This is a genomic window from Streptomyces sp. AC512_CC834 (genome assembly GCF_019049325.1).
GTDB lineage: Bacteria > Actinomycetota > Actinomycetes > Streptomycetales > Streptomycetaceae > Streptomyces.
This window is the reverse complement of the sequence record NZ_JAGMUO010000011.1, coordinates 144,709-167,583: the sequence shown is the minus strand read 5'-3', so window position 1 is coordinate 167,583 and position 22,875 is coordinate 144,709. Positions and strand designations below refer to the sequence as shown.

Below are 22,875 nucleotides of genomic sequence, written 5' to 3'. Positions count from 1 at the left end.
GGGCCGCCCGTATTCCGAGACCCCGAAACCTCCCGTCCCCCCACCGGCATACGGTGGGACGCAACACCTGCACACAAGGAGAGAACCCAGTGGCCGAGCTGTTCTACGACGCCGACGCCGACCTGTCCATCATCCAGGGCCGCAAGGTCGCGGTCATCGGTTACGGCAGCCAGGGCCACGCCCACGCCCTGTCGCTGCGCGACTCCGGTGTCGACGTGCGCGTCGGTCTGCACGAGGGCTCCAAGTCCAAGGCCAAGGCCGAGGAGCAGGGCCTGCGCGTGGTGAGCCCGTCGGAGGCCGCCGCCGAGGCCGACGTCATCATGATCCTCGTCCCGGACCCGATCCAGGCCCAGGTCTACGAGGAGCACATCAAGGACAACCTGAAGGACGGCGACGCGCTGTTCTTCGGCCACGGCCTGAACATCCGCTACGGCTTCATCAAGCCCCCGGCCGGCGTGGACGTCTGCATGGTCGCCCCCAAGGGCCCGGGCCACCTGGTGCGCCGCCAGTACGAGGAGGGCCGCGGCGTTCCCTGCATCGCGGCCGTCGAGCAGGACGCCACGGGCAACGGCTTCGAGCTGGCCCTGGCGTACGCGAAGGGCATCGGCGGCACCCGCGCCGGCGTCATCAAGACGACCTTCACCGAGGAGACCGAGACCGACCTCTTCGGCGAGCAGGCCGTCCTGTGCGGCGGTACGGCGGCGCTGGTCAAGGCGGGCTTCGAAACGCTGACCGAGGCCGGCTACCAGCCGGAGATCGCCTACTTCGAGTGCATGCACGAGCTGAAGCTGATCGTGGACCTCATGTACGAGGGCGGCCTGGAGAAGATGCGCTGGTCGATCTCCGAGACCGCCGAGTGGGGCGACTACGTCACCGGCCCGCGGATCATCACCGACGCCACCAAGGCCGAGATGAAGAAGGTCCTCGCCGAGATCCAGGACGGCACCTTCGCCAAGAACTGGATGGACGAGTACCACGGCGGTCTGAAGAAGTACAACGAGTACAAGAAGCAGGACTCCGAGCACCTCCTGGAGACCACGGGCAAGGAGCTGCGCAAGCTCATGAGCTGGGTCGACGAAGAGGCGTAGGCCGTGTCGCCCCGTGATGGTGCCCCGCGTCTCGGGCGCCGTCACGGGGCTCCGCCCCGAACCCGCTCCTCAAACGCCGGAGGGGCTGAATTCGCTGGCTGAATTCGCGTTGGCCACCCTGTACAGCCACTTCCGGGTGATCCTTCCGCTCAGGCGCAGGACGGCGTCCGCCACGCCACTACACTGCTGCACAACATACGCGTCAGGCCCACAGCGTCGTGCGTCTTCCACGCGGCCACCAACCCTCCACCGCCTGCGGCCGTCGGGACGGCCGTCCGCATTGGACTTGTGAGGACTCACGTGAGCTCGAAACCTGTCGTACTCATCGCCGAAGAGCTGTCGCCCGCGACCGTGGACGCGCTCGGCCCCGACTTCGAGATCCGCCAGTGCAACGGCGCGGACCGGGCCGAACTGCTCCCGGCCATCGCCGACGTGGACGCGATCCTGGTCCGCTCCGCCACCAAGGTCGACGCCGAGGCCGTCGCCGCCGCCAAGAAGCTCAAGGTCGTCGCGCGCGCCGGTGTCGGCCTGGACAACGTGGACGTCTCCGCCGCCACCAAGGCCGGCGTGATGGTGGTCAACGCCCCGACCTCCAACATCGTGACCGCCGCCGAGCTGGCCTGCGGCCTCATCGTCGCCACCGCCCGCAACATCCCGCAGGCCAACGCCGCGCTGAAGAACGGCGAGTGGAAGCGCAGCAAGTACACCGGCGTCGAGCTGGCCGAGAAGACCCTCGGCGTCGTCGGCCTCGGCCGCATCGGCGCCCTGGTCGCGCAGCGCATGTCCGCCTTCGGCATGAAGGTCGTCGCCTACGACCCCTACGTGCAGCCCGCGCGGGCCGCGCAGATGGGCGTCAAGGTGCTGTCGCTCGACGAACTGCTCGAGGTCTCCGACTTCATCACCGTCCACCTGCCCAAGACCCCCGAGACCCTCGGCCTGATCGGCGACGAGGCGCTGCGCAAGGTCAAGCCGAGCGTCCGCATCGTCAACGCCGCGCGCGGCGGCATCGTCGACGAGGAGGCGCTGTACTCGGCGCTCAAGGAGGGCCGCGTCGCCGGCGCCGGCCTCGACGTGTACGCCAAGGAGCCCTGCACGGACTCGCCGCTGTTCGAGTTCGACCAGGTCGTCGCCACCCCGCACCTCGGCGCCTCCACCGACGAGGCCCAGGAGAAGGCCGGCATCGCCGTCGCCAAGTCGGTGCGCCTCGCCCTCGCCGGTGAGCTGGTCCCCGACGCGGTCAACGTCCAGGGCGGCGTCATCGCCGAGGACGTCAAGCCGGGCCTGCCCCTCGCCGAGCGCCTCGGCCGCATCTTCACCGCGCTCGCCGGCGAGGTCGCCGTCCGCCTCGACGTCGAGGTCTACGGCGAGATCACCCAGCACGACGTGAAGGTGCTGGAACTCTCCGCCCTCAAGGGCGTCTTCGAGGATGTCGTCGACGAGACCGTTTCCTACGTCAACGCCCCGCTGTTCGCCCAGGAGCGCGGCGTCGAGGTCCGGCTGACCACCAGCTCGGAGTCCCCGGAGCACCGCAACGTCGTCACCGTGCGCGGCACCCTCGCGGACGGCGAGGAGGTGTCGGTCTCCGGCACGCTGGCCGGCCCGAAGCACCTCCAGAAGATCGTCGCCGTCGGCGAGTACGACGTGGACCTCGCCCTCGCCGACCACATGGTCGTCCTGCGCTACGAGGACCGCCCCGGCGTCGTCGGCACCGTCGGCCGCGTCATCGGCGAGGCCGGCGTCAACATCGCCGGCATGCAGGTGGCCCGTGCGACGGTGGGCGGCGAGGCGCTGGCCGTCCTCACCGTCGACGACACGGTGCCCGCCGGGGCGCTGGCGGAGGTCTCGGCGGAGATCGGGGCGACGTCCGCCCGGTCGGTGAACCTGGTCTGAGGAAACTCGTTCGAGGAACCTCATCCTCAAACGCCGGACGGGCCGAGTCGGTCGGCCCGTCCGGCGTTTTCCATGCCTTCTCTGCTTTCATGCCTTCTGTGCCCGCTTCCGGGCGCACCCTGACGTGTCCCAGCCCCAGCTACAGGCGACGCGCCTTGAGTGCCATGTGCAGCAGCAGCCGGTCCTCGCCGTCGTCCAGGTCCAGGGCCGTGAGCTGTTCGACGCGGGAGAGGCGGTAGTACAGCGTCTGGCGGTGGATGCCCAGCTCGGCGGCGGCGCGGCCGGCCTGGCCCGCGCAGTCCAGGTACACCTCGGCGGTACGGGCGAGTTCGCGGTGGGCGGGGGAGAGCAGCGCCCGTACGGCGGGATCGTGGGCGGCGTGCGGGGGCAGCGCGGTCAGCAGGCGGAACGCGCCGATCGACGTCCACTGCGCCACCGGCCCGAACCGCGACTCGGCACGCGCCGTCCGTGCCGCCGCCGACGCCTCCCACCAGGCCGCCCCCAGCTCCGCGAGCCCCGTGCGCGGCGCCGAGACACCGGCCGCCACGCCCGCCGCCACGCCCGCCGTCCCGCTCGTGCCGCCGGCCCCCAACCGCTCCAGCAGCCGCCCCGCCGCCGACGTCGCCGGGGCCGGCAGGTCCGCCGAGCGCAGCCGGACGAGCAGCGCCAGCGACACGGCCGAGGCCTCCCACGGCACCGTGCACAGGGCCGTCGCCCCCGGCACCGTACGGACCGAGGGCGCGTCGTCGGGGTCGGCCGAGGGCCACGGCGCCACGCAGACCACCGCGTGCGGGGTGTCCGCCCGGGCGCCCAGCGCGCTGCGCAGTTCCGCCACGGCCATGTCCCGCTGCCAGTCCCGCTCGGCGGTCAGCACCGCCCGCAGCTCCCGGCTCAGGTCCGCCCCGTGCTGCGCCTCGTCGGCGAGCAGCGCGCCGATCCGTGCCGTGACCTCCATGGCCGCCGTCAGTTGCCGCCGCGTCGGACCGGGGTCGGTGTCCAGCAGCCACACGTAGCCGAGGACGACACCCCGATGGCGTACCGGCAGACAGGTGCGCCCCCGGTACACCCCCGCCTCGGGCGTCGGGGGGATACGGACCGGGGCGGTCGCGCGGGTGATGCCGAAGCTCTCGAACCACGCCCGGACCGCGGCCGTGGAGCGCCGGGTCAGGATCGAACGGGTGCGCACCGGATCCAGGGCGGAGGGATCGAGGTCGCCCTCGCTGTCGTACGCGCCGAAGGCGATCAGCTCGAAGTCGCGGTTCTCCAGCGTCGCGGGCGCGCCCAACAGCTCGGAGACCTCGTCGACCAGCTCCTGGTAGTCACCCTTCGAATCCGTCGTCACCCGGGCATTCTGCCGCATTCAGGCGCCGCCTTCATACACATGTCTGAGATCTGCGGCACGGATGCGTGACAGGTGTCGATGGCCGACGATCGGGAGGATCCTTAGATTTCACGGTGGTTCTCCGTGCCGTCCCCCGTTCGTCGGGCTACGGCCTCGTGTTGGTTGGTAAGTGGAGGTGCCCCGTGCTGGGTCCCGTGATTCTCGCCGCGTCGCGCAGCGACCGGATGCGTCGGCTGGTCTCGGCCACGCCCGTGACCAGGCCGGTCGTCGACCGGTTCATCCCCGGCGAGACGGTCGACGACATCGTGCCGATCATCCGGAGCCTGACCGACCAGGGCCTGGAACTGACGATGGACGTCGTCGGCGAGGACATCACCACCCCCGCGCAGGCCGAGGCCGCCCGCGACGCCTACCTGGAGCTGATCGACCGGCTGGGCCCGCTCGACCTCGGCACCCGCGCCGAGATGTCGGTCAAGCTGTCGATGTTCGGCCAGGCGCTGGACGGCGGCCACGAGCTGGCCCTGAAGAACGTCCGCCCGGTCGTCGAGGCCGCCGCCGAGGCCGGCACCACGGTCACGCTCGACGCCGAGGACCACACCACCCTCGACTCGATGTTCGCCATCCACGAGGAGCTGCGGAAGGACTTCCCGCAGACCGGCTGCGTCATCCAGGCCTACCTCTTCCGCACCGAGGCCGACGCGCGCCGGCTCGCCGACAGCGGCTCTCGCGTACGGTTGGTGAAGGGCGCCTACAAGGAGCCCGCAGAGGTCGCTTACCAGCAGCGCCACGAGATCGACAAGGCGTACGTGCGTGTCCTGCGCACCCTGATGGAGGGCGAGGGCTACCCGATGATCGGGTCGCACGACCCCCGCCTGATCTCCATCGCCCAGGAGCTGGCCCGCACCGCCGGGCGCAAGCTCGACGAGTACGAGTTCCAGATGCTGTACGGCATCCGCGGCGACGAGCACCTGCGGCTGGCCGCCGAGGGGCACCGCATGCGCGTCTACACCGCCTACGGCACCGACTGGTACGGCTACTTCATGCGCCGTCTCGCGGAGAAGCCGGCGAACCTCCGGTTCTTCGCCCGCTCGATGGTCAGCAAGGGCTGAGCCCACACCGCTCGCACAACCCGCTCAGTTAAAGGAGTATCGAAAACCATGGACGCTGTGACCCGGGTCCCCACCCCCGTCAACGAGCCGGTGCACGGCTACGCCCCCGGCTCGCCCGAGCGTGCCCGTCTGGAGGTCAAGCTCAAGGAGCTGGCCGACAACCCGGTCGACCTGCCCTGCACCATCGGCGGCGTCCGGCGGATGGGCGGCGGCGAGCGCTTCGACGTCGTGCAGCCGCACAACCACAAGTCCCGCCTGGGCACGTACGCCAACGCCACGCAAGCGGACGCCCAGGACGCGATCGACGCCGCCCTGGCCGCCGCCCCCGCGTGGCGCGCGATGTCCTTCGACGACCGCGCGGCGATCATCCTGCGCGCCGCCGAGCTGCTGTCCGGCCCGTGGCGCGAGACGATCGCCGCCTCCACCATGCTCGGCCAGTCCAAGACGGCCCAGCAGGCCGAGATCGACAGCCCCTGCGAGCTGATCGACTTCTGGCGCTTCAACGTCCACTACGCCCGGAACATCCTGGCCGAGCAGCCCCCGGCCAACTCCCAGGGCGTGTGGAACCGCATGGACCACCGCCCGCTGGAGGGCTTCGTCTACGCGATCACGCCCTTCAACTTCAGCGCGATCGCGGCCAACCTGCCCACCGCCCCCGCCCTCATGGGCAACGTGGTGGTCTGGAAGCCGTCCCCGACCCAGACCCACGCCGCCGTGCTGCTCATGCGGCTCCTCGAGGAGGCCGGGCTGCCCAAGGGCGTCATCAACCTCGTCACCGGCGACGGCATCGAGGTCTCCAACGTCGCGCTCGAGCACCGCGACCTCGCCGGCATCCACTTCACCGGCTCGACCAAGACCTTCCAGCACCTGTGGAAGACGGTCGGCAACAACATCGAGAAGTACCGCACCTACCCGCGCCTGGTCGGCGAGACCGGCGGCAAGGACTTCCTGGTCGCCCACCCGAGCGCGGACCGCGCGGTGCTCAAGACCGCGCTGACCCGCGGTGCCTTCGAGTACCAGGGCCAGAAGTGCAGCGCCACCTCGCGCGCGTACGTCCCGGCGTCGATCTGGAACGACGGTTTCAAGGAGGAGTTCGCCGCCGAGGTCGACTACCTCACCATGGGTGACGTCACCGACCTGTCGAACTTCGTCGGCGCCGTCATCGACGCGCGGTCCTTCGCCAAGAACAAGGCCGCGATCGACCGCGCCAAGACGGACGACACCTGCACGATCGTCGCGGGCGGCTCCTACGACGACTCGGTCGGCTACTTCGTCCGTCCGACCGTCGTCGAGTGCTCCGACCCGGAGAACGAGGTCTTCCGCACCGAGTACTTCGGCCCGTTCCTCGCCGTGCACGTGTACGACGACAGCGCCGACGACGCGTACGACACGATGCTGACCCAGATGGAGTCGGTGTCGGACTACGCGCTCACCGGCTCGGTCGTCTCGGGCGACCGCGCGGCGGCGGCGTACACGATGGAGAAGCTGCGCTACGCGGCCGGCAACTTCTACATCAACGACAAGTCGACCGGCGCCGTGGTCGGCCAGCAGCCCTTCGGCGGCGGCCGTGCCTCCGGCACCAACGACAAGGCCGGTGCCCCGCAGAACCTGATGCGCTGGACCCTGACCCGCGCCATCAAGGAGACGCTGGTCGCGCCGACCGACTACACGTACCCCCACATGGGCTGACGTTCCGTGGGCAGCGCCCGGCGGGCCAGGTCGACCGACCTGGCCCGCCGGGCGTTTTCGCAGGTCGGGGCCGGGTGGCCGAAGGCACCGTCTCAGATAGTAGGAAGTCCGAGTAATTGTGGAGACAGACGCTCCGCGCTCCCTTAACTTTGTAGGAGCCGAACGTCCCGCTCGATCGAGCGGATGGCGGTCGTGAGCCGGTCCTCGTGCAGGCAACCCCTGCGGCACCGCGCTCCCCGCCCCTTCCGGCGTCTCTCCGTACCGCTCGCTTTCCGCGCTCTCCGTGTGCCGAAGGAGTCGATTCCCATGGCCGAGACGACCGTCCGCCGCCGAGTCCGCCACCTCTCCCGTACGACCGACTCCGACCGCAAGAACGCCGCGGCCGCCCTCCAGCGTGCCCTCGACCGCCGCGACAACGGCGGCGCCACCGGTCACTGAGCCGCGCGGACGACCGTGGCGTCCGTCCGCATGCCGGACGCCGCATGTCATCCCGTGGGACGAGGGGTAGGGTGCCGCACATGTCGGCAAGTTCTCGCAGCCTCAATCTCGCAGTGATCCCCGGTGACGGCATCGGCCGGGAGGTCGTGGCCGAAGGCCTGAAGGTCCTCTCCGCCGTCCTTCCGCAGGATGTGAAGCTGGAGACCAAGGAGTTCGACTTCGGCGCCCGGCGCTACCACGCCACCGGTGAGACCCTCACCGACGCCGATCTCGACGCCCTCAAGGCGCACGACGCCATCCTGCTCGGCGCGATCGGCGACCCGTCGGTGCCGTCCGGTGTCCTGGAGCGCGGCTTCCTGCTCAAGCTCCGCTTCGCCTTCGACCACCACGTCAACCTGCGGCCGTCCAAGCTGCTGCCGGGTGTCGCCACCCCGCTCGCCGGACAGCCGGAGATCGACTTCGTCGTCGTCCGCGAGGGCACCGAGGGCCCGTACACCGGCAACGGCGGCACCATCCGCAAGGGCACCGAGCACGAGGTCGCCACCGAGGTCTCCGTCAACACGGCCTACGGCGTCGAGCGCGTCGTCCGCGACGCCTTCGCCCGCGCCCAGGCCCGCCCGCGCAAGAAGCTCACGCTGGTCCACAAGAACAACGTGCTGACCTTCGCTGGCCACCTGTGGACCAACATCTTCAACAAGGTGGCCGCGGAGTACCCCGAGGTCACCACCGACTACATCCACGTCGACGCCGCGACCATCTACCTGGTCACCGACCCGGCCCGCTTCGACGTCGTCGTCACCGACAACCTCTTCGGTGACATCATCACCGACCTCGCCGCGGCCGTCTCCGGCGGCATCGGCGTCGCCGCCAGCGGGAACATCAACCCCTTGGGCGACTTCCCCTCGATGTTCGAGCCGGTGCACGGTTCCGCGCCCGACATCGCAGGACAGGGCAAGGCCGACCCCACCGCCACGGTCCTGTCCGTCGCCCTGCTGCTGCGCCACCTCGGCCACGAGGACGAGGCGACCCGCATCGAGGAAGCCGTCTCCGCCGACCTCGGCGAACGCGCCGGCCTGCCCGCGCGGAGCACCTCCGAGATCGGCGACGCCCTCGCCGTACGAGTAGCCGGCTGATCCGGCGCACTCGAAATCCAACCTTTCGAAGCCGCCGGGTCCAAGAAACAAGGCACCCGGCGGCTTTTCCCTGCGTCCGCCAGGTGCGACCATCAGACCCTGGGCCGCATTCACCCCGTTTCATCCGTCACCGGTCGTGCGCGACAATCGAACACGAAGCCGCGACATGAGGGAATGCTCGGACGTCCTAGCACCGGCCACCGGCCGTACGGGCGTGACAGCGGCCCGTCACACATCAAAACCGGTACTGCATCTCCCGGGGGACAACCCCCGGACCCCCGGCCGGACACGGACGCTGCCCGCACGTCTGCCAGGAAGCGAAGGACATTCACCCCATGACGACGCCCACGATCGAGCTCAAGCCCTCCGCCAAGCCGCTCTCCGACGCAGACCGGCAGGCGATCCTGGCCAACCCCGGGTTCGGCCGCCACTTCACCGATCACATGGTGACGATCAAGTGGACCGAGGGCCGCGGCTGGCACGACGGTCAGCTCGTGCCGTACGCCCCGCTCTCCCTAGACCCGGCCACCATGGTCCTGCACTACGCGCAGGAGATCTTCGAGGGGCTGAAGGCCTACCGCCGGCCCGACGGGAGTGTCGCCACCTTCCGGCCGGAGAAGAACGCGCGGCGCTTCCAGGCCTCCTCGCGCCGGCTCGGCATGCCGGAGCTGCCGGTGGAGACGTTCCTCGAGGCGTGCGACGCGCTGGTGCGCCAGGACCGGGACTGGGTCCCGGCGCACGGCGGTGAGGAGTCCCTCTACCTGCGCCCCTTCATGATCGCGACCGAGGTCGGCCTGGGCGTCAAGCCGGCCAACGAGTACCTCTTCCTGGTCATCGCCTCCCCGGCCGGCGCCTACTTCCCGGGCGGCGTCAAGCCGGTCTCCATCTGGGTCTCCGAGGACCGTGTCCGCGCCGTCCCCGGCGGCATGGGCGACGCGAAGACCGGCGGCAACTACGCCGCGTCCCTGCTCGCGCAGGCCGAGGCCGCCACCAAGGGCTGCGACCAGGTCTGCTACCTCGACGCGGTCGAGCACCAGTGGGTCGAGGAACTCGGCGGCATGAACCTGTACTTCGTGTACGGGGACAGAATCGTCACCCCCACCCTCACCGGCTCCATCCTGGAGGGCGTCACCCGCGACTCCCTGCTCACCGTCGCCCGCGACCTCGGTTACGAGGCCGAGGAGGGCCGCGTCTCCGTCGAGCAGTGGCAGCGCGACTCCGAGAACGGCACCCTCACGGAGGTCTTCGCCTGCGGTACGGCGGCCGTGATCACGCCCGTCGGCACGGTCAAGCGGGCCGGTGCGCAGTGGCAGCAGAGCGGGGGCGAGACGGGTGAGGTGACGCAGCGGCTGCGGGACGCGCTGCTCGACCTCCAGCGCGGCACCGCCGAGGACAAGCACGGGTGGATGCACACCCCGGCCTGAGCACCACGGCCGGCGGACCGGTGCGGGGCCGCCCGCTCCTCGAACGGGCGGCCCCGTACCGTCACTCTCCCTCCGCGCGCACCCGGTCCACGATGCCCTGCGTCAGCGTCTTGGCCCGGTCCTCGAGATTCCACCGGCCGTGCCGGTAGGCGTGGTTGCTCACCCAGAACACCAGCACGCCGTCGCGCAGGGTGCGCCCGAGGAGCGCCAGCGACCAGCCGTTGCCGCCGTCGTGCCAGGCGAAGGGGCCGCCGGGCAGCTCACGGACGTTCCAGCCGTACGCGTAGGAGTCCTCGGAGTCGGGCTCCGGCACCCGGGCCTCGAACAGCTCGGCCCGTGCCTCGGCGGGCAGGACGGTGTCGTCCATCAGCGCCCGGTGCCAGCGCAGGAGGTCCGGTGCGGTGGAGAGCATCCCGCCATTGCCCCGCAGGTTCCAGTACGGTCCGTCGGTGGCCCAGTCGTGGTCGTACGGCCTGCCGTGCTCGCGTCCCCGGGCGGCGTACTCCACCGCGACCAGGCGGCGCGGCCACCGGGGCAGCACATAGCCGGTGTGCCGCATCCCGGCGGGTGCGAACAACTGCCGGGCGAGGAACTGTTCGTAACCCTGCCCGGAGGCCTTCTCGACGATCGCGGCGAGCAGGCTGTACCCGGTGTTGGAGTAGTGCCACTCCTCGCCCGGCGCGGAACGCGGCGCCGAGGCCAGCGCCCGGCGCACCAGCTCGTCCCGCGAGATCGGCTCGTAGTCGTCGCCCAGCGCCTCCACCAGGCCCGACGTGTGCGTGAGCAGTTGCTCGATGGTGATGTCACGCTTGTCCGCGGGCACCGGGCCGAGGAACCTGTCGATCCGGTCGCTCACGCGCAGCCGGCCCATCACCTCCAGTTTCAGGATCGCGGCCGCCGTGAACTGCTTGGTCACGGACATGATGTCGTAGACCGTGCGGCAGCTCGCGGGGGTCCCGGCCGCGCGGTCGGCCGTGCCGAACCCCGCGCAGTACACGAGGTCGTCGCCGTGCGCGGCCAGCACGGTTCCGCTGATACCGGCGGGCAGGGTCCGGTGCACGAAGTCGGCGACCGAGTCCCCGTCGCGCGGGCCCGTGGCGGCCCCGGCGGACGGTCCGGCGCACCCCGCGGGCAACAGCAGCGCCGCGAGGGCCACCGCGGTGACCGCGGTGACCGCGCCGTGGCGTCGCGAACGTGTCGGGTTCAAGTGGGAGAACATGCGCCGAGGTTGACCGCCGCTCGCCGGGTTCCTCAAGCTGTCAGGGTGTTCGAGCTTGTGCGAACCCGGATCCGGACGGCTCACCAGGGGGAATGACCATGACCACGGCACCACCCGTCCCGCCGGACACCGGCCCGGCCGACTTCGTCGCGGCGCTGCGGCGCCTGAAGGCCTGGTCCGGGTCGAGCTACCGCCTGCTGGAACGCCGGGCTGCGGACGCGGGCCACGTGCTGCCCTACTCCACGGCGGCGACCATGCTCGGCAGGGACCGGTTGCCGCGCGCGGAACTGGTCGTCGCGTTCGTCGCCGCGTGCGGACTGCGGGGCGAGGAGGCGGAGGCCTGGCCGGACGCACGCACCCGCATCGCGTGCGCGGCGCCCCGGGAGCCGTCGGCACGGAACTCGGCTGCCTGGGAGTCGGCGGCCCCGGAGTCGGCGGCCCGGGAGTCGGCGGCGCCCCTGCCCGCCACCCGGCCGACCTCCCTCGCCGCCCCGGCCTCGGCCTCGGCCTCGGCCTCGGCCACGGCCACGGCCCCGGTCTCGGCCCCGGTCTCGGCCACGGGCCTGGCCACGGCCACGGCCTCGGGCCTGGCCTCGGCCTCGGGCCTGGCCTCGGCCCCGGGCTTGGCCTCGGCCCCGGTCTCGGCCTCGGACCTGGCCCCGGCTCCGGCTCCGGCTCCGGTCCCGGGCTTGGCCTCGGCCCCGGTCTCGGCCCCGGACCTGGCCCCGGCTCCGGCTCCGGCTCCGGTCCCGGGCTTGGCCTCGGCCCCGGTCTCGGCTCCGGCTCCGGTCCCGGGCTTGGTCTCGGCCCCGGTCCCGGTCCCGGGCTTGGTCTCGGCCCCGGTCCCGGTCCCGGGCTTGGTCTCGGCCCCGGTCCCGGTCCCGGGCTTGGTCTCGGCCCCGGTCCCGGCCCCCGCCTCGTTCCCGCGTCGCCGAGACGCTGCCCCGCTACGCGGGACGCGTGCCCGGCGCTGGGTGCTGGCCGGGGCCGCTGCCTTCCTCGCCGCGCTGCTCGGCGGTACGGCGGCCCTCGGTGTCCCGAGCACCGAGGAGGTGCGGGAGACGCGGACGCCGTCGGGTGCGGGCGTCGTCGGTGAGTGATCCGAACGCTCACCGCTCGCATCCTGAGACGGACGGTGAGCAGCGGGGCGGAATGTGCCAGACTGCGAGCGTGCTCTCGTTCGCCATGATTATTGGCAGCAGGCGCGCCGGTCCGCAGTGACCGCCACGTACGACCAGGTACGGGTGGACACCGTCGTCCTCGACCCGCGCGCAGACCTCTCGCACCCGCGAGAGGTTTTTCGCTTTCCTGGCCCACCCCAAGCCGGGAAAAGAGCGCACGGGATCATAGAAGGACGGTGGAGCCGGTCATTCCGGTAGACCGAGATCCCATACAGGAGCCTTCAGATCATGACCGCAACCAGCGAACTCGACGATTCGTTCCACGTCTTCGACACCACCCTGCGCGACGGCGCGCAGCGCGAGGGCATCAACCTCACGGTCGCGGACAAGCTGGCCATCGCACGGCACCTGGACGACTTCGGTGTGGGCTTCATCGAGGGCGGCTGGCCCGGCGCGAACCCGCGGGACACCGAGTTCTTCGCCCGGGCCCGGCAGGAGATCGACTTCAAGCACGCCCAGCTCGTCGCCTTCGGCTCCACCCGCCGCCCGGGCGCGACCGCCGCCGAGGACCACCAGGTCAAGGCGCTTCTGGAGTCCGGCGCCCAGGTGATCACCCTGGTCGCCAAGTCGCACGACCGGCACGTCGAGCTGGCCCTGCGGACCACGCTGGACGAGAACCTGGCGATGGTCGCGGACACGGTCTCCCACCTCAAGGCGCAGGGCCGCCGGGTCTTCGTCGACTGCGAGCACTTCTTCGACGGCTACCGCGCCAACCCCGAGTACGCGAAGTCTGTCGTGCGGACCGCCTCTCAGGCGGGCGCCGACGTCGTCATCCTCTGCGACACCAACGGCGGCATGCTCCCGGCGCAGATCCAGGCCGTTCTCGCCACGGTGCTGGCCGACACCGGCGCCCGGCTCGGCATCCACGCCCAGGACGACACCGGCTGCGCCGTCGCCAACACCCTCGCCGCGGTCGACGCGGGCGCCACCCACGTGCAGTGCACGGCGAACGGCTACGGCGAGCGCGTGGGCAACGCCAACCTGTTCCCGGTCGTGGCCGCGCTGGAGCTGAAGTACGGCAAGCAGGTCCTGCCCGAGGGCCGGCTGCGCGAGATGACCCGGATCTCGCACGCCATCGCCGAGGTCGTCAACCTCACCCCCTCCACCCACCAGCCCTACGTGGGCGTCTCCGCCTTCGCCCACAAGGCCGGCCTGCACGCCTCCGCGATCAAGGTCGACCCCGACCTGTACCAGCACATCGACCCCGAGCAGGTCGGCAACACCATGCGGATGCTGGTCTCCGACATGGCCGGCCGCGCGTCCATCGAGCTGAAGGGCAAGGAGCTCGGCATCGACCTCGGCGGCGACCGCGAACTGGTCGGCCGGGTCGTGGAGCGGGTCAAGGAGCGCGAGCTGGCGGGCTACACCTACGAGGCCGCGGACGCGAGCTTCGAGCTGCTGCTGCGCGCCGAGGTCGAGGGCAGGCCGCTGAAGTACTTCGATGTCGAGTCCTGGCGCGCGATCACCGAGGACCGCCCCGACGGCACCCACGCCAACGAGGCCACGGTCAAGCTGTGGGCCAAGGGCGAGCGCATCGTCGCCACCGCCGAGGGCAACGGCCCGGTCAACGCCCTGGACCGGTCCCTGCGCGTGGCCCTGGAGAAGATCTACCCGGAGCTGGCCAAGCTCGACCTGGTCGACTACAAGGTCCGCATCCTGGAGGGCGTGCACGGCACCCAGTCCACGACCAGGGTCCTCATCTCCACGTCGGACGGCGCGGGGGAGTGGGCCACGGTGGGCGTCGCGGAGAACGTCATCGCCGCCTCGTGGCAGGCCCTGGAGGACGCCTACGCGTACGGACTGCTGCGGGCGGGGGTCACCCCCGCCGCGTGAGCGGCAACCCCGGCGGCCTCCCCCCTCCCCCCGCAAGCTTCCCGGCTCGCACTTATGTCTCATTGAGGCGTATTCGGGTACTTTCGAAGGTATGAAGGGCGTCCGTGTTCAAGTCCTCATACGCCTGCTGATCGCGCCGGTCGTCGCCGCGCTCGCGCTGCTGCTGGCCGGTGCGCCCGGCGCGCAGGCGGCCACCGACGTCTCCGAGATCGGCGCGGCCCTGCGCGAAAGTCCCGTGTACGTGGACCCGGCCGCCTCCGACCTGCTGTCCGAGGCGGACGCGGAGGCGCTCGCCGACAAGATCGAGGACGCGGACGAACCCGTCTTCGTGGCGGTCCTCCCGGCCGACCAGCCGACCGAGAACCTCTTCCGGAACATCCGCACGGAGACCGGTATCACCGGCCTGTACGGCGTCCGGCTCGGCGACCAGTTCGACGCGCGCGCCGACAGCAGCGTGCTGAGCCGCCAGGGCGTGGACAACCTGGTCACCGCCGCACAGGGCGCGGGCGACACCAAGGCCCAGCTCAACGACTTCGTCGACGACGCGCTGCGCAGCGTGCGAGGCTCCGCCCCCTCGTCCTGGGACTCCGGCGGCGCCTCGGTGTCCACGGGCGCCCTGATCACGGCCGGCGCGGTCGTGGCGGCGGCCGGCGCGGGCGCCTACGCGCTGGCCCGGCGCAACCGGCTGCGCCGTGAGGAGGAGCAGCGGGTCGCGCTCGAACGGCTGCGGGTGGTGGTCGACGAGGACATCACGGCGTTCGGCGAGGAGCTGGACCGCCTGGACTTCCACCCGGCGGAACCGGGCGCCGACGACGCGATGCGGGCGGACTACGAACACGCCCTCGACGCCTACGAGCGGTCCAAGACGTACATGGCGGACGCCCGTAAGCCGGAGGACGTGCGCGCCGTCACCCAGGCCGTGGAGGACGGCCGGTTCTCGCTCGCGCTGCTCGCCGCCCGCCGCGAGGGCGAGCCGCTGCCCGACCGCCGTCCGCCCTGCTTCTTCGACCCGCGCCACGGCCCGTCGGTCGCCGACGCCACCTGGACCCCACCGGGCGGCGCCACCCGGCAGGTCCCGGTCTGCGCGGCCGACCAGGCCCGGCTGTCCGACGGACTGGATCCGATGATCCGCGAGGTGGACACCGATCAGGGCCGCCGCCCCTACTGGGACGCGGGCCCGGCCTACGGCCCCTGGGCGGGCGGCTACTTCGGCGCCGGCATCCTGCCCGGCCTGCTGGTCGGCACCATGCTGGGCAGCATGATGGCGGGCCCGGCCTACGGCGCCGGCTACGGCAGCGGTTACGGCGACTTCGGCGGCCACGAGGGCGGCGACGTCTCGGGCGGCGACTTCGACTCCGGCGACTTCGGGGGCGGCTTCGGCGGCGGGGACTTCGGCGGTGGCGGCGGTTTCGGCGGCGGAGGGGACTTCGGCGGCGGCTTCTGAGCCCCGCGGGCCCGTCAGCGCCTGCCCGCGGGGGACGACTCCACTGCCGGACGGTCCGCGTGCGAGCGCACGGTACGGGTGCGGGACGCGCCGCTCCCGCGCCGGACGACGACCACGGCCGCGAGCCCGACGGCCAGTCCGAGGGCGGTCGCGACACCGAACGGTTCGCCGAACATGAGGGCACCCCACACGGCCGTGACCGGGGCCATCAGGAACATCAGGGTGTTGACCTCGGTGATCCCGGACCGCCGCAGGATCAGCCAGTACAGCCCGTAGCCGCCGAAGGTGGGCAGCACCACCAGCCAGGCGGTCGCCACCCAGAACGACGAGTCGGCGGGCGGCGTCGCCGCACCCACGCCCAGCGCCAGGGCCGAGAAGAGGACGGCACTGGTCACGCAGTGGATCGTCAGGGACACCCGCGGCGCGACCGGTGTCCGCGAGCGGCCCTCCAGGAACGTGGCCGCCACCAGCGACAGCATGCCGAGGAACGGCACGAGGTACGCCCACCAGGCCACCTCCGCGCCCACCGCCGCGGCGTCGGCGACCGTCACCGTGGCCACGCCGGACAGCCCGAGCCAGAGTCCCAGCCACTGCCCGCGCGAGACGTACTGCCGCAGCAGGGGACCGGCGAGCGCACCGGCGACGAGTGGCTGGACGCCGTCGATCAGGGCGGTGGTGCCGCTGGAGACGCCCAGCTCGATGGCGTAGTAGACGCTGAGCAGATAGCCGCTCTGCGACAGCGCGCCGATGACCACCTGCCGACCGGCGTCCCGGAGCGTCAGGCCCCGCCACTGCGCCCGGGAGACGGCCGCCGCGGCGACCAGGGCCGCGGCGAGCGGCAGGAAACGCCACATCAGGAGGGTGGGCGTGGCCGCGGACTCCGCACCGAGCTTGGCGCCGATGAAGCCGGAACTCCAGCACAGTACGAAGGCGGCCGAGAGCAGGGCGTTCATCTCGCCTCCTCTAGTAGACAGATCGGTGTACTCGTTTTGGAGTGCCCACTATACAGACCGGTATACTTGTGCGGTATGGAGGAGCTGGAGAGAACGGAGCTGGGGACAGTGGAGTCGGCGCAGAAGCCGTACCGGGTCCGGCTTACGCCCGGCGCGCGACGCGTGCTGGCGGCGGCGGAGCGGCTGTTCTACGAGCGCGGCATCCACGCCGTGGGCGTGGACCTCATCGCCGCCGAGGCCGGGGTGACCAAGAAGACCCTGTACGACCGGTTCGGATCGAAGGAGCAGATCGTCGTCGAGTACCTGGCCGGCCGCGACGAGCGGTGGCGGGACGTACTCGCCCGCCGGCTGGACGCGGTCGCGGGGCAGGGGCCGGTCTCCCGGGTCCTGGCGGTCTTCGAGGCCTCGCGCGCGTGGGCGGCGGAGTACGGGGCGAAGGGGTGCAGCATGATCAACGCGCACGCCGAGATCGGCGACCCGGCGCATCCGGCGTACCCGGTCATCGTGGCGCAGAAGGCGTGGATGCTCGACCTGTTCACCCGTCTCGCCCGGGAGACCGGCACGGCGGACGCGGACCGGCTGGGACGGACGCTGATGCTGCTCCACGAGGGCGCCCTGGTCACGCACGGTCTCGGGGTCTTCCCCGACCCCTTCGACCCCTTCGGGCAGGCTCTCGACCAGGTGCGCGCCCTGCTCGGAAACGGGGCGGCGCCGGGCCGGGACACACCACTACGGTGAGCCCATGCCGTCAGGAACCGCGCTCCTCGTCATCGACATGCAGAACGCCACCGTCGCCATGGCCCACCGGGCGGCCGGGACGGTCGCCGCGATCGCCGCACTGAGCGAGCGGGCGCGAGCGGCCGGGGTGCCGGTGGTGACCGTGCGGCAGGGGGACGAGGGCATGGTGCCCGGGAGCGAGGGCTGGCAGGTCGTGGCCGAGCTGGCGCCCCGGGAGGGGGAAACGGTCGTCGACAAGACGACCCCGGACGGCTTTCTGCACACCGGCCTCGACGCGACCCTGAAGGCGCTCGGCGTCACCGAGGTGATCGTGACCGGGTTCGCCACGGAGATCTGCGTGGACACCACGGCACGGCAGGCGCTGAGCCGGGGCTACGACCTGCTCGTCGTCGCCGACGGGCACACCACGTCGGTGCGGACCGAGGCGGACGCCGGCGACCTCGTTCCGGCGGACCGCTCGATCGCCCAGTACAACGCGATCTACCGGACGATCGGCTGGCCCGGCCGCAGTATCCGGGTCCGGGCCGCCGCCGACGTGGACTTCGTCGCCCCCTCCCCGGGGGCGCGGGGCGTCATGCCTGCCTGATCGCAGAGATGTCGAAGTTCAGCTTGATCTTGTCGGAGACCAGTACGCCGCCCGTCTCCAGCGCCGCGTTCCAGGTGAGCCCCCACTCCGAGCGCTTGATCTCCGACTTGCCCTCGAAGCCGACGCGCTCGTTGCCGAACGGGTCCTTGGCCGCGCCGTTGAACTCCAGGTCGATGGTGAGCGGCTTGGTCGTGCCGAGGACCGTGAGATCGCCGGTGATGCGGTAGTCGTCGCCGCCCAGGGACTCCGCCTTGGTGGACCGGAAGGTCATCGTCGGGTGCTCGTCCGTCTTGAAGAAGTCCGAGCTCTTGAGGTGGCCGTCACGGTCGGGGGAGCCCGTGTCGATGCTGTCCATCGTGATGTCGAGCGACGCCGTGGAACGGGACGGGTCCGTGCCGTCCAGGTGCAGCGTGCCGGTGAAGTCGAGGAACTTGCCCTTGACGTTGGTGACCATCGCGTGGCGTGCGGTGAAGCCGATCGCGGAGTGCGCGGGGTCGACGGTGTACTCGCCGGTCAGCGTGGAGAGGTCGGGGGTGGTGGTCATGGTCAGCCTCCGGAGAAGGTCTTGATGTTGAATGTTCAACCAGTTCAACGGTCTCGACTCTAGACCTATTCCATGACGCCATCAAGCACGCGCCATCAGCCACTCCACACCACGTGCCGCGGCACCGTTCCCGTCCCACCCCTCGGCGTGATAGACGGCATGAGCATGACCCCACAGCGCCCCACCGCCCCCACCCGCCGCGCAGTCCTGCTCGCCGCGGCGACGGCCGCCGCCCTCACGTCCGTCCCCCGGGCGGCAGCCGCGGCCGACCCCTACGAGGCCCTGCGCCTGCGCTGGCTCAACATCGCGCTTGGCACCGGCTACGACCCGGCCGCCGAGCCGTACGCCTCCCGCCTCGCCGAGACCGGTGAACGCGCCCGCGACCACCGCGCCACCATGGCCCCCACCCCCACGTCCCTGTGGCCGGACCACCCCTTCGACCCGCCCGCGGGCATCACCTTCGCCTACGGACGCCTGTGGACGATGACCGAGGCGTACGTCCAGGAGGGCACCGGCTCGACCGGCGACCCGGCCCTCCTCACCGACATCCTGCGCGGCCTGGACCACCTCTCGGCCACCGTCTACAACCCCGCCACCACCCGCTACGGCAACTGGTGGGAATGGCAGATCGGCAGCCCCCGGCTCCTGACGGACATCACGGCCGCCCTGTACAACCACCTCGGCGCCGACCGCGTCGCCGCCGCCTGCGCCGCCGTCGACCACTTCGTCCCCGACTCGATGCTCGGCGACTACACCGGCACCTCCACCGGCGCCAACCGCGTCGACCTGTGCCGCTCCGTCGCGCTGCGCGGCATCCTGGGCCGGGCACCCGCCAAGCTCGCGCTGGCCCGCGACGCCCTCTCACCGGTTTTCCCGTACGTCACCAAGGGCGACGGGCTCTACGCCGACGGCTCGTTCGTCCAGCACACCTGGGTCGCCTACTCGGGGACGTACGGCCAAGTCATGCTGGACGGGCTCGGCCGGCTGTTCACCCTGCTGGCCGGCTCGGAGTGGGAGGTGACGGACCCCGGCCGGCAGATCATCCTCGACAGCGTCGAGCGCGCCTACGCACCCCTGATCCACGACGGACTCGCCATGGACACGGTCAACGGCCGCGCCATCAGCCGGGGTTACCTCAAGAGCGACGACCTGCACGTCATGCGCAGCGACCACTTCCACGGCCAGCAGCTCATCGCCGCCATGGCGGTCCTCGCGGGCGGCGCGAGCGACGCCGAACGGGAACGCTGGTACGCCCGGATCAAGGGCTGGATCGAGCGGGACACCGTCACCCCCCTGCTCACCGCGCCCCAGTTCCCGGTCGCCGACCTGGCCCGGCTGCACGCGATCGCCGACGCGCCCGGCGAGGCCGCGCCCGAACCCACCGGACACCACCTCTTCGCGGCCATGGACCGCGCCGTCCACCGCCGCCCCGCCTTCACCGCGGCCCTCGCCATGGCCAGTGACCGCATCGCCCACTACGAGTGCGGCAACGGCGAGAACCCGCGCGGCTGGCACACCGGCGCGGGGATGCTGCTCTGGTGGGCGAACGGGTCTGCTCCGGATCGGGCCGATCGGGCCGATCAATACACGGACTGGTTCTGGCCGACCGTCGACTGGTACCGGCTGCCCGGCACCACCGTCTCCACCAAGCGCCTGGCCGACCGGGCGGGCGGCGAGTGGGGCGAGCCCAAACCGGACGTGCGCTGGGTCGGCGGCACGACCGACGGCGAGTACGCGGCCGTCGGGCAGCATCTCAAGGGGCTCGGCTCGACCCTCGAAGCCCGCAAGTCCTGGTTCTTCCTCGACGACGCGGTGGCCTGCCTGGGAGCCGGCATCACCTGCGCGGACGGCGTCCCGGTCGAGACGGTCGTCGACAACCGCAACCTGGGGGAAGGAGGCGAGCACACCCCCGCCCTCGCCCGCGGGCGGCACTGGGCCCACCTGGAGGGCCACGGCGGCTGGATCGTGCCCGAGGGCGGCGAACTGCGGACCCTGCGCGAGGACCGCACCGGCTCCTGGTCCGACATCAACACCACCAGCACGACCGAGCGCCGCACCCGCCGCCTGCAGACCCTCTGGCTGGACCACGGCACGGACCCGACCGACGCCGGCTACGTGTACGTCCTCATGCCGGGCGCCTCCCGACGGGCGGTGGCGCGCCGTGCCGCCGACCGCCACTGGCTCACGGTCCTCTCCAACGACGACCGGTGCCAGGCGGTCGCCGCCCGCTCGCTCGGACTGACGGCCGCCAACTTCTGGAAGCCCGGCACCGCAGGCCCGCTCACCGCGACGGCCGGGGCGAGCGTCCTGGTCCGTCGCCGGGGCCGTACGGCTACGCTCTGCGTGAGCGAACCGCCGCGCTCGGGGGAACCCGTGGAGATCATCTGGGACCACCCGGTGGGGGCGGTGATCCGGGCCGACGAAACGGTCCGGATCCTCGCTGCAGGCCGCCGACTGCACCTCCGCGTCACTCCAGGGGTGGTATGTACCACCCATGAATGTGAGGTGACTCTCAGCTAACGGGTTTGTACGACCCCTACAAGACTGAGGGCCTCTGAGCAGTCGAAAGGGCTGCATGCGGTGGGGGTTCTGTTCGGTGCTACCAGGAAAACGGGCCGGAGACTGTGAGGAGTCGACGGCTCGCATTCCTTGGTCGGCTTCGTAGAGTCGCTACATGACCGTTTTGGATGAGGCGCCGGGTGAGCCGACGGACGCGCGCGGGCGAGTGGCCGAGCTGCACGGGATTCGTGCGCAGGCGCTGGCCGGGCCGAGCGAGAAGGCGACGGCGGCGCAGCACGCCAAGGGCAAGCTGACGGCACGGGAGCGGATCGAGCTGCTCCTGGACCCCGACTCCTTCCGTGAGGTGGAGCAGTTGCGCCGGCACCGGGCGACGGGGTTCGGCCTTGAGGCCAAGAAGCCGTACACCGACGGTGTCATCACCGGTTGGGGGACGGTCGAGGGCCGCACGGTCTTCGTCTACGCCCACGACTTCCGGATCTTCGGCGGTGCGCTGGGTGAGGCCCACGCCACGAAGATCCACAAGATCATGGACATGGCCATCGCGGCGGGCGCGCCGCTCGTCTCCCTCAACGACGGCGCGGGAGCCCGCATCCAGGAGGGGGTCAGCGCCCTCGCGGGCTACGGCGGCATCTTCCAGCGCAACACCAGGGCGTCCGGGGTCATCCCGCAGATCAGCGTGATGCTCGGCCCGTGCGCGGGCGGCGCGGCCTACAGCCCCGCCCTGACCGACTTCGTCTTCATGGTCCGCGACACCTCGCAGATGTTCATCACGGGCCCGGACGTGGTCAAGGCCGTCACCGGCGAGGAGATCACCCAGAACGGCCTGGGCGGCGCCGACGTGCACGCCGAGACGTCCGGCGTGTGCCACTTCGCCTACGACGACGAGGAGACCTGCCTCGCCGAGGTCCGCTACCTCCTCTCCCTCCTCCCGCAGAACAACCGGGAGAACCCGCCCCGCGCGGAGTCCTCGGACCCCGCGGACCGCCGCTCCGACGTGCTCCTCGACCTCGTCCCCGCGGACGGCAACCGCCCGTACGACATGGCCAAGGTCATCGAGGAACTCGTCGACGACGGCGAGTACCTCGAGGTCCACGAGCGCTGGGCCCGCAACATCATCTGCGCCTTGGCCCGCCTCGACGGACAGGTCGTCGGCATCGTCGCCAACCAGCCGCAGGCCCTGGCCGGCGTCCTCGACATCGAGGCCAGCGAGAAGGCCGCGCGCTTCGTCCAGATGTGCGACGCCTTCAACATCCCGATCATCACCCTGCTGGACGTACCCGGCTTCCTGCCCGGCGTCGACCAGGAGCACGGCGGCATCATCCGCCACGGCGCCAAACTGCTGTACGCCTACTGCAACGCGACCGTGCCGCGGATCTCGCTCATCCTGCGCAAGGCGTACGGAGGTGCTTACATCGTCATGGACAGTCAGTCCATCGGCGCCGACCTCACGTACGCCTGGCCGACCAACGAGATCGCCGTCATGGGCGCCGAGGGCGCCGCGAACGTCATCTTCCGCCGTCAGATCGCCGACGCCGAGGACCCCGAGGCCATGCGGGCCCGCATGGTCAAGGAGTACAAGGCCGAGCTGATGCACCCCTACTACGCGGCCGAACGCGGCCTGGTCGACGACGTCATCGACCCCGCGGAGACCCGCGAGGTGCTCGTCCAGTCCCTGGCGATGCTCCACACCAAGCACGCCGACCTGCCCTCCCGCAAGCACGGCAACCCGCCGCAGTGACCCGAG

19 protein-coding genes are annotated in these 22,875 nt (G+C 71.3%); 14 read left to right on the top strand and 5 right to left on the bottom strand.

Features of this window, described 5'->3' with window-relative positions; all coding sequences use genetic code 11:
• Positions 1–89 precede the first annotated feature (89 nt).
• Positions 90–1,088, top strand: coding sequence for a ketol-acid reductoisomerase (gene ilvC / locus KUM40_RS02595; RefSeq protein WP_217162318.1), 999 nt, complete (start codon positions 90–92; stop codon positions 1,086–1,088).
• A gap of 300 nt (positions 1,089–1,388) precedes the next feature.
• Entirely contained in the window at positions 1,389–2,978 is a 1,590-nt protein-coding gene (serA, locus tag KUM40_RS02590; protein ID WP_217162316.1) for a phosphoglycerate dehydrogenase, read from the top strand.
• Between the two features lie 139 nt (positions 2,979–3,117).
• Here the strand turns inward: serA and KUM40_RS02585 are convergent, their stop codons facing one another.
• Positions 3,118–4,338, bottom strand: coding sequence for a CdaR family transcriptional regulator (locus KUM40_RS02585; RefSeq protein ID WP_217162315.1), 1,221 nt, complete (start codon positions 4,336–4,338; stop codon positions 3,118–3,120).
• Positions 4,339–4,502: 164 nt separating this feature from the next.
• Between KUM40_RS02585 and KUM40_RS02580 the strand changes: the two genes are divergently transcribed.
• From KUM40_RS02580 to KUM40_RS02565, 5 genes are all read left to right on the top strand, one after another.
• Positions 4,503–5,429 carry a proline dehydrogenase family protein gene (locus tag KUM40_RS02580; protein ID WP_217162314.1) on the top strand — a complete coding sequence of 309 codons (927 nt, stop codon included), beginning with the start codon at positions 4,503–4,505 and terminating at the stop codon, positions 5,427–5,429.
• Positions 5,430–5,477: 48 nt separating this feature from the next.
• Positions 5,478–7,118, top strand: coding sequence for an L-glutamate gamma-semialdehyde dehydrogenase (pruA, locus tag KUM40_RS02575; RefSeq protein ID WP_217162313.1), 1,641 nt, complete (start codon positions 5,478–5,480; stop codon positions 7,116–7,118).
• A 306-nt stretch (positions 7,119–7,424) separates the two neighbouring features.
• Positions 7,425–7,556, top strand: a complete 132-nt coding sequence (locus tag KUM40_RS42045; protein WP_302180786.1) for a hypothetical protein — start codon at positions 7,425–7,427, stop codon at positions 7,554–7,556.
• Between the two features lie 80 nt (positions 7,557–7,636).
• Positions 7,637–8,689, top strand: a complete 1,053-nt coding sequence (locus KUM40_RS02570; protein WP_217162312.1) for a 3-isopropylmalate dehydrogenase — start codon at positions 7,637–7,639, stop codon at positions 8,687–8,689.
• Positions 8,690–9,024: 335 nt separating this feature from the next.
• Positions 9,025–10,113: a branched-chain amino acid aminotransferase gene (locus KUM40_RS02565; RefSeq protein ID WP_217162311.1), complete on the top strand. Its 1,089-nt coding sequence runs from the start codon at positions 9,025–9,027 to the stop codon at positions 10,111–10,113.
• 61 nt (positions 10,114–10,174) lie between these two features.
• On the opposite strand, the gene KUM40_RS02560 is transcribed toward KUM40_RS02565, so the two are convergent.
• Positions 10,175–11,332 (bottom strand): serine hydrolase, encoded by a 1,158-nt coding sequence (locus tag KUM40_RS02560; protein WP_217162310.1) that lies wholly within the window; start codon positions 11,330–11,332, stop codon positions 10,175–10,177.
• Between the two features lie 235 nt (positions 11,333–11,567).
• Entirely contained in the window at positions 11,568–11,903 is a 336-nt protein-coding gene (locus tag KUM40_RS02555) for a hypothetical protein (protein ID WP_217162308.1), read from the bottom strand.
• Between the two features lie 403 nt (positions 11,904–12,306).
• Between KUM40_RS02555 and KUM40_RS42040 the strand changes: the two genes are divergently transcribed.
• From KUM40_RS42040 to KUM40_RS02545, 3 genes are all read left to right on the top strand, one after another.
• Positions 12,307–12,432 carry a hypothetical protein gene (locus KUM40_RS42040; protein WP_302180785.1) on the top strand — a complete coding sequence of 42 codons (126 nt, stop codon included), beginning with the start codon at positions 12,307–12,309 and terminating at the stop codon, positions 12,430–12,432.
• 309 nt (positions 12,433–12,741) lie between these two features.
• Positions 12,742–14,346 (top strand): citramalate synthase, encoded by a 1,605-nt coding sequence (gene cimA / locus KUM40_RS02550; protein WP_217162306.1) that lies wholly within the window; start codon positions 12,742–12,744, stop codon positions 14,344–14,346.
• Between the two features lie 91 nt (positions 14,347–14,437).
• Entirely contained in the window at positions 14,438–15,790 is a 1,353-nt protein-coding gene (locus KUM40_RS02545) for a hypothetical protein (RefSeq protein WP_217162304.1), read from the top strand.
• A gap of 14 nt (positions 15,791–15,804) precedes the next feature.
• Here the strand turns inward: KUM40_RS02545 and KUM40_RS02540 are convergent, their stop codons facing one another.
• Complete coding sequence (locus KUM40_RS02540; protein WP_217162302.1) at positions 15,805–16,743, bottom strand: DMT family transporter; 939 nt, start codon at positions 16,741–16,743, stop codon at positions 15,805–15,807.
• A 75-nt stretch (positions 16,744–16,818) separates the two neighbouring features.
• Between KUM40_RS02540 and KUM40_RS02535 the strand changes: the two genes are divergently transcribed.
• Together KUM40_RS02535 and KUM40_RS02530 are read left to right on the top strand one after the other, a co-directional pair.
• Complete coding sequence (locus KUM40_RS02535; protein ID WP_217162300.1) at positions 16,819–17,481, top strand: TetR/AcrR family transcriptional regulator; 663 nt, start codon at positions 16,819–16,821, stop codon at positions 17,479–17,481.
• A gap of 4 nt (positions 17,482–17,485) precedes the next feature.
• Positions 17,486–18,067, top strand: coding sequence for an isochorismatase family protein (locus tag KUM40_RS02530; RefSeq protein WP_217162298.1), 582 nt, complete (start codon positions 17,486–17,488; stop codon positions 18,065–18,067).
• Here KUM40_RS02530 and KUM40_RS02525 read toward each other — a convergent pair.
• Positions 18,054–18,611: a YceI family protein gene (locus tag KUM40_RS02525; RefSeq protein WP_217162296.1), complete on the bottom strand. Its 558-nt coding sequence runs from the start codon at positions 18,609–18,611 to the stop codon at positions 18,054–18,056. The two genes, KUM40_RS02530 and KUM40_RS02525, sit on opposite strands and share 14 nt — an antisense overlap.
• A 165-nt stretch (positions 18,612–18,776) precedes the next feature.
• On the opposite strand from KUM40_RS02525, the gene KUM40_RS02520 reads away from it, so the two are divergent.
• Together KUM40_RS02520 and KUM40_RS02515 are read left to right on the top strand one after the other, a co-directional pair.
• Entirely contained in the window at positions 18,777–21,131 is a 2,355-nt protein-coding gene (locus tag KUM40_RS02520) for a polysaccharide lyase 8 family protein (protein WP_217162476.1), read from the top strand.
• 154 nt (positions 21,132–21,285) lie between these two features.
• Positions 21,286–22,869, top strand: coding sequence for an acyl-CoA carboxylase subunit beta (locus tag KUM40_RS02515; RefSeq protein ID WP_217162294.1), 1,584 nt, complete (start codon positions 21,286–21,288; stop codon positions 22,867–22,869).
• Positions 22,870–22,875 lie beyond the last annotated feature (6 nt).